This is a genomic window from Burkholderia sp. BCC1993 (assembly GCF_905339865.1).
Classification (GTDB): domain Bacteria; phylum Pseudomonadota; class Gammaproteobacteria; order Burkholderiales; family Burkholderiaceae; genus Burkholderia.
Map to the genome: position 1 here is coordinate 96,232 of NZ_CAJPGZ010000001.1, position 16,672 is coordinate 112,903.

Annotated in this window: 15 protein-coding genes; 8 read left to right on the forward strand and 7 right to left on the reverse strand. The window is 69.8% G+C overall.

The genetic code is table 11. From position 1 onward, the window contains the following. Positions 1 to 12: 12 nt before the first annotated feature. A complete protein-coding gene (locus U4Y91_RS00445) occupies positions 13 to 657 on the reverse strand; it encodes a glutathione S-transferase (protein WP_321802481.1) in 645 nt (214 codons plus the stop codon). A 126-nt stretch (positions 658 to 783) separates the two neighbouring features. Here U4Y91_RS00445 and U4Y91_RS00450 point away from each other — a divergent pair, with 126 nt between their 5' ends. Then, the gene (locus U4Y91_RS00450; RefSeq protein WP_321802482.1) at positions 784 to 1,737 is read left to right on the forward strand and encodes a LysR family transcriptional regulator; all 954 of its coding nucleotides are present in this window, start codon (positions 784 to 786) and stop codon (positions 1,735 to 1,737) included. A 174-nt stretch (positions 1,738 to 1,911) separates the two neighbouring features. On the opposite strand, the gene U4Y91_RS00455 is transcribed toward U4Y91_RS00450, so the two are convergent. Next, positions 1,912 to 2,568: a TetR/AcrR family transcriptional regulator gene (locus tag U4Y91_RS00455; protein WP_321802484.1), complete on the reverse strand. Its 657-nt coding sequence runs from the start codon at positions 2,566 to 2,568 to the stop codon at positions 1,912 to 1,914. Between the two features lie 88 nt (positions 2,569 to 2,656). Here U4Y91_RS00455 and U4Y91_RS00460 point away from each other — a divergent pair, with 88 nt between their 5' ends. From U4Y91_RS00460 to U4Y91_RS00470, 3 genes are read left to right on the forward strand one after another with little or no spacing between them, the layout of a single operon-like run. Next, positions 2,657 to 3,559, forward strand: a complete 903-nt coding sequence (locus tag U4Y91_RS00460) for an SDR family NAD(P)-dependent oxidoreductase (protein ID WP_321802486.1) — start codon at positions 2,657 to 2,659, stop codon at positions 3,557 to 3,559. After that, positions 3,556 to 5,118, forward strand: coding sequence for an NAD(P)/FAD-dependent oxidoreductase (locus U4Y91_RS00465; RefSeq protein WP_321802488.1), 1,563 nt, complete (start codon positions 3,556 to 3,558; stop codon positions 5,116 to 5,118). The genes U4Y91_RS00460 and U4Y91_RS00465 overlap by 4 nt, the downstream gene beginning before the upstream one ends. Positions 5,119 to 5,125: 7 nt before the next feature. Next, positions 5,126 to 6,112 carry an alpha/beta hydrolase gene (locus U4Y91_RS00470; protein ID WP_321802489.1) on the forward strand — a complete coding sequence of 329 codons (987 nt, stop codon included), beginning with the start codon at positions 5,126 to 5,128 and terminating at the stop codon, positions 6,110 to 6,112. Between the two features lie 40 nt (positions 6,113 to 6,152). Here the strand turns inward: U4Y91_RS00470 and U4Y91_RS00475 are convergent, their stop codons facing one another. Together U4Y91_RS00475 and U4Y91_RS00480 are read right to left on the reverse strand one after the other, a co-directional pair. Beyond that, positions 6,153 to 6,551: a carboxymuconolactone decarboxylase family protein gene (locus U4Y91_RS00475; RefSeq protein WP_321802491.1), complete on the reverse strand. Its 399-nt coding sequence runs from the start codon at positions 6,549 to 6,551 to the stop codon at positions 6,153 to 6,155. Positions 6,552 to 6,928: 377 nt separating this feature from the next. Then, the gene (locus tag U4Y91_RS00480) at positions 6,929 to 7,855 is read right to left on the reverse strand and encodes a highly repetitive protein (protein ID WP_321803134.1); all 927 of its coding nucleotides are present in this window, start codon (positions 7,853 to 7,855) and stop codon (positions 6,929 to 6,931) included. On the opposite strand from U4Y91_RS00480, the gene U4Y91_RS00485 reads away from it, so the two are divergent. The 4 genes from U4Y91_RS00485 (at position 7,839) to U4Y91_RS00500 (ending at position 12,309) form a co-directional block, all read left to right on the forward strand. Next, on the forward strand, positions 7,839 to 9,014 hold the full coding sequence (locus tag U4Y91_RS00485) for a collagen-like triple helix repeat-containing protein (RefSeq protein WP_321803135.1): 1,176 nt from the start codon (positions 7,839 to 7,841) through the stop codon (positions 9,012 to 9,014). The two genes, U4Y91_RS00480 and U4Y91_RS00485, sit on opposite strands and share 17 nt — an antisense overlap. A gap of 120 nt (positions 9,015 to 9,134) precedes the next feature. Next, entirely contained in the window at positions 9,135 to 10,418 is a 1,284-nt protein-coding gene (locus tag U4Y91_RS00490; protein WP_321802493.1) for an isoprenylcysteine carboxylmethyltransferase family protein, read from the forward strand. A gap of 586 nt (positions 10,419 to 11,004) precedes the next feature. Next, positions 11,005 to 11,682: a histone acetyltransferase gene (locus tag U4Y91_RS00495; RefSeq protein ID WP_321802495.1), complete on the forward strand. Its 678-nt coding sequence runs from the start codon at positions 11,005 to 11,007 to the stop codon at positions 11,680 to 11,682. 54 nt (positions 11,683 to 11,736) lie between these two features. Next, complete coding sequence (locus U4Y91_RS00500; protein ID WP_321802496.1) at positions 11,737 to 12,309, forward strand: NADPH-dependent FMN reductase; 573 nt, start codon at positions 11,737 to 11,739, stop codon at positions 12,307 to 12,309. Positions 12,310 to 12,338: 29 nt separating this feature from the next. On the opposite strand, the gene U4Y91_RS00505 is transcribed toward U4Y91_RS00500, so the two are convergent. From U4Y91_RS00505 to U4Y91_RS00515, 3 genes are read right to left on the reverse strand one after another with little or no spacing between them, the layout of a single operon-like run. Then, positions 12,339 to 12,974, reverse strand: a complete 636-nt coding sequence (locus U4Y91_RS00505; protein WP_321802498.1) for a DUF2894 domain-containing protein — start codon at positions 12,972 to 12,974, stop codon at positions 12,339 to 12,341. After that, entirely contained in the window at positions 12,971 to 13,615 is a 645-nt protein-coding gene (locus U4Y91_RS00510; RefSeq protein ID WP_321802500.1) for an OmpA family protein, read from the reverse strand. Before U4Y91_RS00510 ends, U4Y91_RS00505 begins: the two co-directional genes overlap by 4 nt. 3 nt (positions 13,616 to 13,618) lie before the next feature. After that, complete coding sequence (locus tag U4Y91_RS00515; RefSeq protein WP_321802502.1) at positions 13,619 to 16,666, reverse strand: DUF802 domain-containing protein; 3,048 nt, start codon at positions 16,664 to 16,666, stop codon at positions 13,619 to 13,621. Between the last annotated feature and the right edge of the window lie 6 nt (positions 16,667 to 16,672).

Consider the following 16,672-nt stretch of genomic DNA (forward strand, 5'->3'; position numbering starts at 1 on the left):
GCGGCTTCGCCGTCAGGCGGCGAGCAGGCCGGCGCGGGTCGGCGGCATCGCGACGAAGCCCGGCAGCGCCTCGACGCGCGCGAGCCACGCGCGCACCTGCGGATACGGTTCGAGCGACACGCCGCCTTCCGGCGCGTGCGCGATGTACGTGTAGGCAGCGACGTCGGCGATCGTCGGCTGCGCACCCGCGGCGAACGGCTTGCCGGCGAGTTCCTGGTCGATCACGGCGAGCACCTTCGCGGCCGTGCGCTTGGCCGCGTCGTGATCGAGCGGCGCGCCGAACACGGTGACGAGCCGCGCGGCCGCCGGCCCCGTTGCGATCGGCCCGGCCGCGTACGACAGCCAGCGCTGCACGGTCGCCGCGCCGGCGGCATCGTCGGGCAGCCAGTGCGCGTCGCCGTAGCGCTTCGCGAGATAGACGAGGATCGCATTCGAATCGGCGAGCACGGTGCCGTCGTCGTCGATCACCGGCACCTGGCCGAGCGGATTGAGCGCGAGGAACGCGGGTTCGCGCTGCGCGCCGGCCGCGAGGTCGACGTCGACGGTCTCGAACGGCAGCCCGAGCAGCGACAGGAACAGCCGGACGCGATGCGCGTGCCCGGACAGCGGGAACGAATAGACACGAACCGGACGGGCGGGCTTGCTGGCGGCTGGCATGGAAAGGCTCCTGGATCTCGCGCCGCCGGGAATCGGCGACGAACGGCCCCAGCGTAGCGCTCGCCGTTCGCAGCCAGAAGACGGATAATCGCTGAAACATTATCCGCTTCCATAGGACAATCGACGATGGCAGATCTGCGCGACGTGAACCTGAACCGGCTGGCGATCTTCGTCGCGGTGGTCGATGCCGGCTCGCTGACGGCCGCGGCCGAGCGGCTCGGCCTCGCGAAGACGGTCGTCAGCACGCACATGCAGCGCCTCGAGTCCGAGGTCGGCGCGAACCTGCTGGTGCGCACCACGCGACGGCTGAGCGTGACCGATGCGGGGCGCGCGTTCTACGACGCGTGCCGCGACATCGTGCGCGCGACCGAAAGCGCGCTCGACGCGGTGTCGTCCGATGCGGGGCCGCTGCGCGGCACACTGCGCGTGAGCGTGCCGATCGACTACGGCGCGCTGGTCGTCGCGCCGGCCGTCGTCGCGCTGCGCGACGCGCATCCGCGGCTCGACGTCGAATTGATCGCGAACGACCGCATCGCCGATCTCGTCGCGGACAATCTCGACGTCGCGATCCGCATCGGCCGCCTCGCGGATTCGAACTATCGCGCGGTGCAACTCGGCGAGTACGAGAAATGGCTGGTCGCGAGCCCCGCGTTCGTCGCGCGGCACGGGCTGCCGCGCGACCCGGATGCGCTCGCCGCGCTGCCGTTCGTGATGCTGTCGACGCTGCACCGCCCGCATACGCTCGAACTCGACCATGCGCGCGGCGGTCAGGCGTCGGTGCGCTGCGTCGCGCCGGTCGTGTCGAACACCGCGACGGCGTGCCGCGCGATCGCGCTCGCGGGCGGAGGCTTCGGGCTCCTGACGGATTTCTCGATCGCGGAGGACGTCGCGGCCGGCCGGCTCGTGCGGCTGCTGCCCGCCTGGCGCTCGGCGCGGGCCGGGATTCATGCGGTGTATCCGTCGACGCGGTTGCCGTCGCCGAAGGTGCGGGCGTTCATCGATGCGATGAAGGCAAGGATCGGGGCAACGGCTGCCGCGCCGCGTGTGTGCGCGACACGGGCGCGACGCGCTGACGATTGAAAGGGCAACCGCGCATCACATGAACTTCGCGTAGCAGCGCTTTGTTGCGGCACCTTCGCGTTTTGAATCACTTCTGGTTCAGGCTCGACGCGAATTCGTGTTCCTGCGCGGATGCCTTGCAGCTGAGCACGGCGTTCGCGCGACGGCGCACGACATACACGCGCTCCCGACCGCCTACCCCGCTTCCCGCAACGTCCCCAGCAGCACCTTCCTGCAACTCGCGACCATCTGCGCCTCCGGGTCGCGATACCCGGTGAGCAGCCACGCCGCGCCGACGTTCGTCATCGCGCCGACCAGCGCGAGCCCGACGAGCCGCTGCTCGGTACGCTCGGCGGGTGTCACGGCCTCGCGCGCCGTGCCGATCGCCATGATCAGCTTGCCGAAGTCGAGCAGCATCCGCTGGTACGTCATGTCGGTATCCGCGCTCACGCCCATCACCTCGAGCAGCAGCACGCGCGCCGCGCACGGGTCGCGCAGGAAGCCGAAGAACGCGGCGAGCCCCGCGTCGACGCTTTCGCGCAGATCGCCGCCGCGCTCGGCCACCGCGCGTGCGACCGCGTCGTGCAGCTGCTGCGCGTGATGCAGGTAGGTGCAGCGCAGCAGATCCTCGGTGCTGTCGAACGCCGCATAGAAATAACGGTCGTTGAGCTTCGCTTCCTGGCAGATCGACCGCACGGTCGCCTTGCGGAAGCCGACCGTGCCGAACACGCGCGTCGCCGCGCGGATCAGCGCATCGCGCCGCTCGGCGGCCCGCACCTCGGGCGCCACGCCGCCGTACGCCCGACCCCGTTTTTCCGTTTCGAGTGCTTTCTCCATTTCGCTATTTGACATCAGGACACCCGAAAACTAAAGTGGTGACGAACAACACCACAATAGGCGCGCCGCCGATGCAGCGCAAGCGGAACGGGAGGAACGACGCATGAAGGGGTTTTCCGGCAAGGTCGCCGCGATCACGGGCGCCGGTTCGGGCATGGGCCGCAGCCTCGCGGTCGAGCTCGCGCGGCGCGGCTGCGAGGTCGCGCTCGCCGACGTCAACGATGTCGGGCTCGCCGGCACCGCGGCCGCGTGCGCGAAGCACGGCGTGCGCGCGAGCACGCGGCGGCTCGACGTCGCCGACCGCGATGCGGTGTTCGCGTGGGCCGATTTCGTGCGCGCCGAACACGGCAAGGTCAACCTGGTCTTCAACAACGCGGGCGTGTCGCTGGCCGCGAGCGCCGAGACCGCGCGCATCGCCGATCTCGAATGGATCGTCGGCATCAACTTCTGGGGCGTCGTGCACGGCACGCAGGCGTTCCTGCCGCATCTGCGCGCGTCGGGCGACGGGCACGTGATCAACACGTCGAGCCTGTTCGGGCTCGTCGCGATGCCGACGCAGAGCGCGTACAACGCGACCAAGTTCGCGGTGCGCGGCTTCACCGAGGCGCTGCGGATGGAACTCGAACTCGACGGCGCGCCGGTCAGCGCGACCTGCGTGCATCCGGGTGGCGTCGCGACCAACATCGTCGACGCGAGCCGCGTCGACACCAGCATCCACGCGCTCACGGGCCAGGACGAAGCGACCCACCGCCGCCAGGCGAACCGCCTGATCAACGCGACGACGGCCGACGACGCCGCGCGGCAGATTCTCGCCGGCGTCGAGCGCAATGCGCGCCGCGTGCTGGTCGGCGCCGACGCGCGCCGCCTCGACAAGCTCGCGCGCCTGCTCGGCGCCGGCTACCAGCGGCTGGTGCTGCGCCACGTGCGCCGCGCGCGCGCACGCAATCTCGAGCGCACCCGTGCCCCGGCCGCGCGCCCGACCACACCGACCAAGGATCCCGCATGACCTCGACGACGACCGACCGGCGCGACGCGCCGTCCGCCTCCGGCGACAGCCGCGACCTCGACGTGCTGATCGTCGGCGCCGGTCTGTCCGGCATCGGCGCCGCCTATCACCTGAAAAAGCGCTGCCCGCATGCGAGCGTCGCGATCGTCGAGGCGCGCGACGCGATCGGCGGCACCTGGGACCTGTTCCGCTATCCCGGCGTCCGTTCGGATTCCGACATGTTCACGCTCGGCTACAGCTTCCGCCCGTGGCACAGCGACAAGGCGATCTCGGACGGCCAGACGATCCTCGACTACATCCGCGACACCGCGCGCGCGTACGGCATCGACAAGACGATTCGCTACGGCCAGAAAGTGGTCGCGGCCGACTGGGATTCGAACCGCGCGCGCTGGACGGTGCGCATCGAGCGCACGCGGGACGGCGCGCCCGACACGCTGGTCTACACGTGCCGCTTCCTCTACATGTGCAGCGGCTATTACGACTACGACGGCGGCTACCTGCCCGACTGGGCCGGCATGGAATCGTTCGAAGGCCGGATCGTGCATCCGCAGCAATGGCCGAAGGACCTGTCGTACGCGAACCGGCGCGTCGTCGTGATCGGCAGCGGCGCGACGGCCGTCACGCTGGTGCCGTCGATGGCGGCCGATGCGAAACACGTGACGATGCTGCAGCGCTCGCCGACCTACATCGTGTCGCTGCCCGCCCGCGACAAAATCGCGAACGCGTTGCGCCGCGTGCTGCCGTCGCGGCTCGCGCACCGGATCGTGCGCATGAAGAACGTACTGCTGACGATGTACCTGTACAACGTGTCGCGCCGCAAGCCCGAGCGGACGAAGCGGTTCATCATCCGCGCGGCCGGCAGGCAGCTCGGCCCCGATTTCGACGTCGCGAAGCACCTGACGCCGCGCTACATGCCGTGGGACCAGCGCGTGTGCCTCGTACCGAACGGCGACCTGTTCAAGTCGATCCGCGCGGGCCGCGCATCGATCGTCACCGACGAGATCGAGCGCTTCACGCCGACCGGCCTGAAGCTGAAGAGCGGCCAGCAGCTTGTCGCGGACGTGATCGTCACCGCGACCGGGCTGAAGGTGAAGCTGCTCGGCAGCGCACGCGTCACGGTCGACGGCCGCGCGGTCGACCTGCCGCAGACCGTGTCCTACAAAGGCATGATGTACAGCGACGTGCCGAACCTCGCGTCGTCGTTCGGTTACACGAACGCGTCGTGGACGCTGAAAGCCGAGCTGATCGCGCGCTACGTGTGCCGGCTGCTCAACCACATGCGCGCGAACGGCTACGACACCTGCGTGCCGCGGCTCGGCGCCGGCGATCTCGGCGACGTGCCGGCGGTGAACCTGAGCTCGGGTTACATCCAGCGCGCGGCCGGCATCCTGCCGAAGCAGGGGCACCGCAAGCCGTGGAAGTTCCATCAGAACTACGTGCTCGATCTCGCGTCGCTGAAGTTCAGCGGGCTCGCCGATTCGGCCATGCAGTTCGAACGCCGCGCGAAAGCCGGCCCGGCCGCCGCGCCGGTCGCCGAACCCGTACTCGAAACCCGTTGAGGCCGACATGAACCATACGCTTCACCTGATCCAGAACGTGCTGCTCGGCGTCGTCGCGATGCTCGCCGCGCTCGCGCTGTTTTCCGGCTACGTCGCGCGCCGCGTGACGCGCGCGTTTCCGCCCGAAGGCCGCTTCGTCGACGTCGGCGGCGACCACATCCACTACGTCGAGTACGGCAGCGGGCCGCCGCTCGTGTTCGTGCACGGGCTCGCCGGGCAGATGCGCAACTTCGCGTACCTGCCGCTCACGCGGCTCGCGCAGCACCATCGCGTGATCCTCGTCGACCGGCCCGGCGCCGGCCGCTCGCGGCGCGGCGCAAGCTCGCAGGCGAACGTGTTCGCGCAGGCCCGCACGATCGCAGCGTTCATCGACGCGCTGAAGCTCGACCGGCCCGTGCTCGTCGGCCACTCGCTCGGCGGCGCGATCGCGCTCGCGGTCGGGCTCAACCATCCGGAGCGCGTGAGCCGGCTCGCGCTGATCGCGCCGCTGTCGCACGAGCAGACCGAGCCGCCGGCACCGTTCAAGCCGCTGATGCTGCCGTCGCCGCTGGTGCGCCGCTTCGTGTCGTGGACCTTCGCGATCCCGCTGACGATCCTGACCGGCCGCAAGGCCGTCGATCAGGTGTTCGCACCGGAAGCCGTGCCGCGCGACTTCCCGGTGAAGGGCGGCGGGCTGCTCGGGCTGCGGCCGCACGTGTTCTACGCGACGGCGACGGACCTGCTGTCGGCCCCCGTCGACCTGCCCGCGATGGCGCGCCGCTACGCGGCACTCACGCTGCCGGTCGACGTGCTGTACGGCCGTGCCGATCCGATCCTGAACTGGCGCACGCACGGCGAAGCGCTCGCGCAGAAGTCGGCACGCGTGAGGTTGAAGGTCGTCGAAGGCGGGCACATGCTGCCGGTCACGATTCCCGACGCAACGGCGGACTGGCTGCTCGAAATCGCCGCCGCGCCGGTCGAGGCGCCGGCGCAGGGCGCGCACGTCGAGCATTGAGCGTCGGCGAGCCTGCCGGCCGCGCTGCGGCGCGCGCCGGTCAGGCTTCGTCGTCGGGCAGCGACAGCCCGAGCTCCGTGATGACCTCGCGCGCGCTGCGGAACGCCTCGACCGCCGCCGGCGCGCCCGCGTACAGCGCGCTGTGCAGCAGCACCTCGCGGATCTCGACGAGGCTCGCGCCGTTGTTGAGCGCGCCACGCACGTGGCCCTTCAGTTCCGTGCCGCGGCCGAGCGCCGCCAGCATCGCGCACGTGCAGAGGCTGCGCGTCTTCAGGTCGATGCCGCCGCGCTGCCACGTGCTGCCCCACGCGTGCTCGTTCAGCCAGTTCTGCAGCGGACGCGAAAAACCGTCGAGGTCGCGCATCGCGCGCTCGACGAATGCCTCGCCCATGACTTCGGTGCGGCGCGCCTTGCCCTGTTCCCTGTCCTGTTCGCTCATGTCGTGTCCTGTCTGAAGTCGTGACCGCTTCGGCGTCGCCCGCGGCCGGGTGGGTTCGCGTCATGTTCGCGGCGCGCGGGCGTTTCGTCAAAGACCGTGCCCTCGGGTCGCGGCCGGCTGCGTCACACGCGGAACGCCGGGCCGAACGCTACGTAACATCCAGCCCGGCGTTACGGCACCTTACGGGAACATCACAGCGCGTACACCGGCGCACCCGGCGCGCCCGTCCCGCGAAATCGCCATTCCTCCGTTTAATTCGCGCCGATATTCCCGATTCTCGCAACAAAGCGCCAGCGCATTGCGCGGAAGATGTCATGGCGCGGAATTTGCAGTAATGGCCCGGACACAACTTCCAATGTCGAGGCCACCATGCACCATTACTTAAAGAAGACGACGGTATCGCTGGCCGTCCTGTCGCTGCTCTCACTGTATGGCTGCGGCTCGGTCGACGGGCCGGTCACGCCGTCGATCAAGCCGAGCACGTCGGGGACGTCCGGGACTTCGGGGACTTCCGGGACGTCGGGCGGCGGCTCGTCGGGTACGTCCGGCGGCGGTAGTTCGGGGACTTCGGGTTCGTCGGGGACTTCCGGTACTTCCGGTACTTCCGGTACTTCCGGTACTTCCGGTACTTCGGGCACTTCGGGCACTTCCGGTACGTCAGGCACCTCCGGTACGTCGGGCACTTCCGGTACGTCGGGCACCTCCGGTACGTCAGGCACTTCCGGTACGTCGGGCACTTCCGGTACGTCGGGCACTTCCGGTACGTCGGGCACCTCCGGCACGTCAGGCACCTCCGGTACGTCAGGCACCTCCGGTACGTCAGGCACTTCCGGTACGTCGGGCACCTCCGGTACGTCAGGCACTTCCGGCACATCAGGCACTTCCGGTACGTCGGGCACTTCCGGTACGTCGGGCACCTCCGGCACGTCAGGCACCTCCGGTACGTCGGGCACTTCCGGTACGTCGGGCACCTCCGGCACGTCAGGCACTTCCGGCACGTCAGGCACCTCCGGTACGTCGGGCACTTCCGGTACGTCGGGCACTTCCGGTACGTCAGGCACCTCCGGCACGTCAGGCACTTCCGGTACGTCAGGCACTTCCGGTACGTCGGGCACCTCCGGCACGTCGGGCACTTCCGGCACTTCCGGCACCAACGCCACCCCGCTCGGCAACGTCCTCCAGCAAACCGGCACGCTCGTCACCGGACTGGGCACGACGGTCGCGAACGGCGGGTCGCAGGTCGGCGGCGTACAAGTCCCCGGCACGAACCCGGCGACGGCCACCAGCATCGGCAATGCAGTCACCAGCCTCGGCAACGGCGTGCAGTCGCTCGGCAACGGCGTCGCGGCCGGCCTCGGCTCGATCGGCGTGTCGCCGAACCCGCTCGGCCCGACGCTCACGTCGACCACCGGCCTGCTGACTGGCGCCGGCGGCGCCGTCAACAACCTCGGCAACGCGGTGACGAGCCTCGGCACCGGTCCGCTGGCGCCGCTCGCGCCGGCGACGACCCTGGTCGGCAGTCTCGTCAACACGGTCGGCCCCGCGGTCAACTCGACCGCATCGGCGCTGAACACGGCGCTGAACAGCGCGCCGGTCCAGCAACTCGAGACGCAGCTCGGCAGCGTGATCAACCCGATCACCAACACGCTGACCGGCGGCGTCACGACGCCTGGCGCCACGCAGACGCTCGGCAACGCGACCCTGCTCGGCGCCCCGCTCAGCGGCCTGCTGAACACGCTTGGCAGCGGCCTCGGCCTCGCCGGTACGCAGGTCGGCAGCGCGACCGGCAACCCGGTCGGCACGAGCGCGGGCGGCAGCGTGTCCCAGCTCGGCAACACGGTGACGTCGACCGGCGGCCTGCTGTCCAGCGGCAGTTCCAGCAGCGGCACCAACCCGCTCGCCCCGATCACGGGCGTGCTCGGTTCGCTGACGGGCGCCCTCGGCGGCGGCAGCAGTTCGAGCGGTTCGGGCAGCACCAGCGGCACCAGCGGCGGCCCGCTCGCGCCGATCACGGGCCTGCTCGGCACGGTGACGGGCGCGCTCGGCGGCCTCGGTTCGAGCGGCACCAGCGGCACGAGCGGTACCAGCAGCTCGGGCGCCGGCAGCCTGCTGGCTCCGGTCACCGGCCTCGTCAACTCGCTGACGCCGCTTGGCGCGAGCCTCACCGGCACGGTCACGACGCCTGGCGGCAACCTGACCAGCAACCTCGGCGGTGCGCTGACGAGCGGCCCGGTAGGCACGCTGACGGGCTCGCTGACGTCGGCGGCCGGCACGCTCGGCGCAGTCGGCACGGCCAGCCCGAGCGGCGCGGCCGGCACGGTGACGACGCCGTCCGGCAGCGGCACCGTCACGGCCGGCCTGACCGGCAGTTCGAACGGCGGCACCGCGGCTGGCGCGACCAACCTGCTGGCACCGGTGACGAACCTGCTCGGCGGCCTGCTCGGCGCCGCCCCGAAGCAGTAACGCGTCACGTATCAGAACCACAGGCCAATGGCCGGGCACATACCAATCCAAAGCCCGGCCGACGCCCGGCGCCACCCGCCAAGCGGGGGCGCCGGCCGTCATCCCGACGAGGATCCGATCATGAATTCCACGCTCGACGGCATCGCCGCGGCCCAGGACCGCCCGCCCCGTTCCGCCACGCCGTTCCGCGCCGGCCTGCTCGGCATCGCGGCCGGTCTCTTCGCGCTGTGGATCACGCGCGACCAGCCGACCCTCGACGCGGCCACGCGCGCGGTCGTCGCCAGCCTCGCGATCATCGGCACGATCGCGCTACATGAAATCTTCATCTCGCGCGTCTACCTGCGCCCGAGCGCGGGACTGTCGCGCCAGGCCGTGCGCCCGCTCGGGCTTGCTCGCGTCGCGACGCGGCTCGGCGCGCTGACGTCGATCTACGCCGGCATCGCCGCGATCTACTGGCTGCTGCCCGAATATCACGGCGCGTTCTACCTGCCGTTCTGGTCGCTGCTGCGCTCGCTCGCGCCGTACGTGATCGTCGCCGCGCCGTTCTACTTCGCGTGGATGGATCGCCACCAGCGCGAGACCGACGACGCGTACCTGCTGTGGGGCCGCTACCTGTTCCGCCGCGAGCAGCCCGCGAGCTGGCAGCCCGTGCGCGAGATGCTCGCCGGCTGGGGCGTGAAGGCGTTCTTCCTGCCGCTGATGACGGTCTACCTGTCGAAGGACGCCGATCACCTGAGCGCATCGCTTGCGCACGCGGCGAACGCGCCGATGACGATCGCGACCTTCGTGTTCCTGTACGACCTGTCGTTCACGATGGACCTGATGTTCGGCACCGTCGGCTACCTGTGCACGTTCCGTATCCTCGACAGCCACGTGCGCACCGTCGAGCCGACCACGCTCGGCTGGGTCGCCGCGCTGATGTGCTACCAGCCGTTCTGGTCGCTGATCTCGAACAACTACATCCGCTACGAAGGCTCGCTCTTCTGGGACAACTGGCTGCTGTCCGCGCCGACGCTGCGCGTGATCTGGGGCGCGGTGATCATCATGCTGCTGATGACCTATGCGCTATCGACAATTTCGTTCGGACTGCGATTCTCCAACCTGACGAACCGCGGGATCATCACGTCGGGCCCGTATCGTTTCACGAAGCATCCGGCGTACATCGCGAAGAACCTGTCGTACTGGATGGTGTCGGTGCCGTTCGTCGAGCCGCTCGGCTGGCAGGTCGGGTTGATGCACTGCGCGGGGCTCGTCGCGGTCAATCTGATCTACTACACGCGGGCGAAGACGGAGGAACGTCATTTGATTCGTGATCCTGACTATCGCGCGTATGCGGAATGGATCGCGCAGCATGGGTTGTTCGCGCGGATCAGGCAGGCGTTCGGGGTGCGGCAGGCGGGGTGAGGCGACGACGCGAGGAGATCGCCGCAACCACCGGGTGGAGCAGGTCGTTGTGGCTCAGCGATCCGTGGACGGGCCCGCTCCCATGGTCAGATCCTGGTGAAGTTCGTTTGCCGTGAAGTGTGTGTGATTTCGAGACGAACGCCGGCAAGCGACATCGACACGTCCGCCCCTTGCGACCGATTGTCGCGAAACACCCCCGATTCCCCGCGTTTCGTCGCTTTTCTCCCGCCGTCCGGTTGCCCGCCCCGTGCCCGTCGCGTATGGTGCTGACCGTCCGCGCGCCTGCCGCCCGGACCTTCGACCGTCGTCCCGCACGACGGCCGCGCGGGCCGTGCCCGCCATCACCGTCTCCGCGGCACCGCCCTTCGGCGCCGCGCGTTCATGAGGAGAGAGGCGTGATCCACAAAGTCCTGATCCTGTTCGCACTCTGCATCGCGGGCCTCGCCGCGATCGCCGCCGGTTTCCAGCACATCCCCAGCTGATTCGCGGCCCCGGCTCGCACGTCGAGCCCGGGGGCCGCTGCCATTTCCTTTCCCGTTTGCGATGAACCCCTTTCTCGATGCGCCCGGGACGGGCGCCTTTTGCCATGCGTATCGACGTACAGCATTCCCAGCACGACATCGACGATGAACTCGACACGCTCCATGCGCGTCTGCACCAGCCGGGCCATCGCCTGCACGGCCTGCCGGCCGTCGCGCTCGGCGACTCGGGCCTGATCGTCCGCCACCGCGAGGCCGACGGCGAATATTTCCTTTACATCGAGGATCCGTCGGCCCGGCAGCTCGCCGGCTACACGATCTTCAACCGGCTTCCCGAACTGCCGCGCCGCGCGGACCACTACCTGCGCGCGCCGCATACGCGGCTGCGCGGGTCCGCGCAACGCAAGGGGCTTGCGACGACGCTGTATCGATGGGGACTCGACGCGGGTCTCTGCCTGATCAGCGGCGCACGCCAGTCGGTCGGCGCGGCGCAGCTGTGGACCGCGCTCGCGCACGACTACCGGCACGGCTTCGTCGACGTCGAAGGCCGCGCGCTGCGCTATCTCGGCGAAACCGTCGCGGACGACGTGTACGGTGCGCTGCATACGCGCCGCCTGTTGCTCGGCAACGGATGGACACTCGGTGACCTGGCACGGGCAACCGGGATGAGCGACACGGTTGCCACCCAGCGTCAGGACACGACGTTTCCGCGGGACGGACGCGAATCGCATCACCTGCGCCTCGTCGCCAACGCGCGGCACGTTGCTCACGCGCCGATGCGATAATCCGGCGGATCCGCGCGCCGTCGCCGCGCAAGACTCCCACCCCTACGCTCCTCGATGACTACCGACCCCCGAACCGATTCCGAGCACCGCATTGATATCGTCGCGCTGTGCGGCAGCCTGCGTGCGCAGTCGTACAACGCGGCGCTGCTGGACGCGGCCGCACGCGTCGCGCCGCACGGGATGCGCGTCACGCGTTTCGATCGTCTCGGCGAGTTTCCGCTGTTCAACCCCGATATCGAAGATCCGTCGCCGGCCGCGGTGCGCGACCTGATCGAGCGGCTGAACGCCGCGGACGGCGTGCTGATCGCGAGCCCGGAATACGCGCACGGCGTGACGGGCGTGATGAAGAACGCGCTGGACTGGGTCGTGGGATGCGAGGCCGTCGTGTACAAGCCGGTCGCGGTATTGAACGCGTCGCCGCGCGCGACGCATGCGGACGCGGCGCTGCGGGAAACGCTGTCGGTGATGTCGGCGTGCATTGTCGAGCGCGCGTCGATCACGCTGCCGATCCTCGGCAGCCAGCTCGACGCGGCGGGCATCGCCGCGCATCCGCCGTTCGCGTCGGCACTGACCGACGCGTTGCACGCGCTACGCGCGGTGATCGACGAGCAGGCGCCGGGGCGCTAGACGACGACCGGCGCGGCCGAAGGCGGCCGCTATCGCGCCTTGGCGCGCGTGGTCTTCTTCGCGGGTTTCGCCAGCTTCGCGGCCTTCCCACGCGGCGCCTCCTTCTCCGGCTGCGCGCCACCGCCGGCCAGATCCTCGAGCCACGCCAGCGCATCGACGTACGACAGGAACTGCTGCAGGTATTCCGGCGACAGCTCGCGCATCGTCGCGAGCGACCGATGTACGAGGCTGTTCGAATTGAGCGGTCCCGCGTTGCGCGGCACCTGGTCGAGCGACTGGCGGTACTGCTGTTCGGTGCGGACCTTCGACCACATCGCGCGGAAGTAGTCGATCAGCGCGGGATCGATCCCGCGCCGGTCGGCCTGTGCATCGCGCGCGAGGCGCTCGACGAGCCCGCCGATCGCACCGCGCGCAGGCGCCTGCAGGTTCGCTTGCGCCGCTGAGCTGGCGGATGCCGCTTCACCGGCTCGCGCGACGATCTCCGCAAACCCTTCCAGCAGCATCGCGAGCCGCGCATCGAGCAACGCGCGCGCATCGCCGTCGAGCGCGGCTGCGCGCTTCTCGAGCGCGTCGAGCCGATGGAAGCGCACCGGATCGAGCCGGTCGGCGCCCTGCTCGCGCCACGCGTCGAGCGTCGCGCGCACGTGCGTCGCGTCGTCCGTCACTTCGCCTTCCCTCCGCTCGACGCGGTCTTGCGCGGCACCGGCGCGATCTCCACGCGGCGGTTCTTCGCGCGGCCTTCATCGTCCGCATTCGAGCTGACCGGCTGCTCGGAGCCGAACGCGGCCGCGAACACCGACTTCGCCGGCACGCCGGCATCGATCAACGCACGCGTGACCGTCAGCGCGCGCTTGGCCGACAGTTCCCAGTTGTCCGTGAACTGGCGGTTGCCGGCGCGCACCTGCTGGTCGTCGGCGAAGCCGCTGATCATCAGGATCTCGTCGCGCGTCTTCAGGTAGGCGGCCAGCGGCGCAGCCAGCGTCTTCAACAGGTCGCGGCCCTCGGGCTGCAACTGGTCGGAGTTCAGCGCGAACAGCACGTTGCCGCTGATGCCGATGCGGCCGTTCACGAGCGTCACGCGGCCGGCCGCGAGCGGCCCGGCCAGCGCCTCCTCGAGCGACTTGCGCTGCTGCGCTTCCTGCTGGCGCGCCCGCACCGCTTCCTCGAGCTTCGACGTGAGCTGCAACTGCATGCCGATCACGCCGACGAGGATCAGCACGAATGCGCCGAGCAGCACCGACATCAGGTCGGCGAACGCGGGCCACACCGGCGCGGAAGGCGCGCCGTCGTCGATTTCGTCGTGCATGCGTTACGCTCCGACCGATGCCCGCCGACCGGCGATCTGCTGCAGGTCCTCGACGATCTGCTTCTGCGACATCATGCTCAGGTCGATCACCTCGCGCGCCTGCGCGACGTAGTACTCGAGCTGCTCGTCGCTGCGCGCGAGCGATTTCTCGAGCGCGGCCTCGATGCGCTGCAGGTGGTTCAGCAGCTTGTCGTTCGAGTCGCCGAACACCTGCACGGCCGCACCGAACGCATCGCCGAGGCTCGCGACCTCGACGGCGCCCGCCGTGACCTGCGCGGCCACCGCATCGAGCTTGCGCGTTTCGGCATCGACGGTGTCGTTGAAGCGCGCGCCGACGCGGTCGAGCAGGTCGGCCGACGTGCTGACGAGCGCGTCGATCGCGGTACGCTGTTCGGTCGACGCGTGATTGACCGCGCCGAGCAGCGTCTCGAGCGTCGCGAGCAGGCGGCTGCGCTCCTCGAGCATCGCGGTGTCGCGCACCATGCTGTCGGACAGGCGCTGGCGCAATTCGGCGACGACGTCGGCCGCGGCCTTCGGCGCTTCCGACGCGGCCTGCACGAGGCGCGAGATCTCGTGGATCGTGTCGCTTGCATGCACCTGCGCCTGCGCGGTGATGTCGTTCGCGGTGCGGGTCAGCGTGTCGCAGATGTCCTGCTGGCGCGTCGCGGCCTGCGCGCTCGTCTGCGCCCATTCGTCGCGCAGCGCGGCGGCCATCGCGGCGAGCGAGTCGTTCCACGCGGACAGGCGTTCTTCGTCGCGAGCGGCCAGTTGCGTTTGCAGGCCCGTGTGCGATTCGCGGATCGTCGACAGCAGGTCGTTCGAGCGTTGTTCGAACGTAGACGCTTGTGCCGCCAGATCGCGCGTCGTCTGTGCCAGCGCGTCGCAGATTTCCTGCTGACGGCCCGCGCTGTGCACGCCCGCGCGCTGCCACTCTTCGCCGAGCTTTGCAGCCATCGCGGCCAGCGAATCGTTCCATGCCGACAGGCGTTCTTCGTCGCGTTCGGCCAGTTGCGTCTGCAGGCCCGTGTGCGATTCGCGAATCGTCGACAGCAGGTCGTCCGAACGTTGTTCGAAGGTGGACGCTTGTGCGGTCAAATCGCGCGTCGTTTGTGCAAGGGCGTCGCAGATTTCCTGCTGACGGCCCGCACTGTGCACGCCGGCGCGCTGCCACTCGTCGCCGAGCTTCGTCGCCATCGCGGCGAGCGAGTCGTTCCATGCGGAGAGGCGTTCCTCATCGCGCGCGGCCAGTTGCGTTTGCAGACCCGTGTGCGAATCGCGAATCGTCGACAGCAGATCGTTCGAACGTTGTTCGAACGTAGACGCTTGTGCCGCGAGATCGCGCGTCGTTTGCGCCAGCGCATCGCAGATTTCCTGCTGACGGCCCGCGCTGTGCACGCCGGCGCGCTGCCACTCGTCGCCGAGCTTCGTCGCCATCGCGGCCAGCGAGTCGTTCCATGCGGACAGACGCTCCTCGTCGCGTGCCGCGAGTTGCGTCTGCAAGCCCGTATGCGACTCGCGGATCGTCGACAGCAAATCGCTCGAACGTTGTTCGAACGTAGACGCTTGTGCCGCGAGATCGCGCGTCGTTTGCGCCAGTGCATCGCAGATTTCCTGCTGACGGCCCGCGCTGTGCGCGCCCGCGCGCTGCCATTCGTCGCCGAGCTTCGCGGCCATCGCCGTCAGCGACGCATGCCACGCCGCCAGGCGTTCCTCGTCGCGCGCGGCCAGTTGCGTCTGCAGCCCCGCATGCGACTCGCGCATCGCGGCAAGCGCCGCGCCCGAATGCCGCTCGAACGTCGCGGCGGCTTCGCCGAGCGCCTGCGCATGCTGGCCGGCCAGCGTCGCGCCGACCTGCTCCTGGCGCGCGAGCGCATCGCGCCACGCGTCGGACAGCCGGCTTTCGGTCGATTCGAGGCGCGTCGCGACGCCGTCGAGCAGGTCCGTCGACCGCTGCGCGAAGGTGTCGGTGAACTGGCCGAGCGTCGTCTGCAGCTGCTGCGCGACGGCGTCGCCCGCACGGCGCTGCTCGTCGAGCGCACGGTTCCAGACGGCCGTCACGTTCCCGGTGGTCTTCTCGAAACCGTCGGTCAGCCCGTCGAGCTGACGCTGCACGGCGCCCGTCACGGTGTCGCGCAGCGCGGCCATCTCCTGCGCGAGCCCCGTCATCGTCGCCGCGACGACCGGCTGCAGCGCGGCACCGGCCACGCGCGCGCTCTCGGCGGCGCTTTCCTTCAGCGCGTCGCCGACGTTCGATGCCAGGCCCGCATACGCGCGCTCGGTCCGATCGAAGAACGCCTGCTGGCTTTCGATCTGGCGATCGTGCAGCGCGACGCTGCGCGCCTCGAGCGTCGTCATCATCGTCTGCAGCCGGTCGACCAGGGCCGGCATCACGTCGGCCTGGCGCTGCAGCAGCCGGAAGGATTCGTCGCGCTGGTGTGCGGACGAATGCACGCGCAGCGTCGTCGCGATCTTCGCGTCGAGTTGCTGGCCCGCATCGAGCCGTTCGCGGCGCACGAGCGCGGACAGGAGGCCGAGCATCGCCGACGTCGCGACGCCCGCGATCGACGTGCCGAACGCGAAGCCGAGGCCCTTCACCGGCGCGATCAGCGACGCGCGGATCGCGTCGAGGTCGGTCGCGCTTTCGAGCGCGGCGCCCGTGCCCTTCAGCGTGACGACCATCCCGAGCAGCGTACCGAGCATGCCGAGCAGCACGAGCAGGCCGACGAGATACGGCGTCAGCGACGGGCCCGGCAGCGCGACGCGCGCACCTTCGACGCGTGCCCGCACGGCGCCGCGCAGGCCCGGGGGCAGCGTGTCGAGCCAGGTGTCGAGCTGCGCCGGCGGTTCGGTCAGCCCGGCCACGGCGCGCGACAGCGTGGCGGTCGCCTGCCGGTAGCGCCGCAGCTCCCACGCACCGGCGACGTAGCACGCGCCGATCAGCAGCGTGACGGCCGTCGCGAGCGGGTTCGACGCGACATAGCCGACGCCGATCCAGCACACTGCGAGCAGGCCGGCGATGAAGACAACGAGATCAAGACGAATTCTGGACATAGCGTA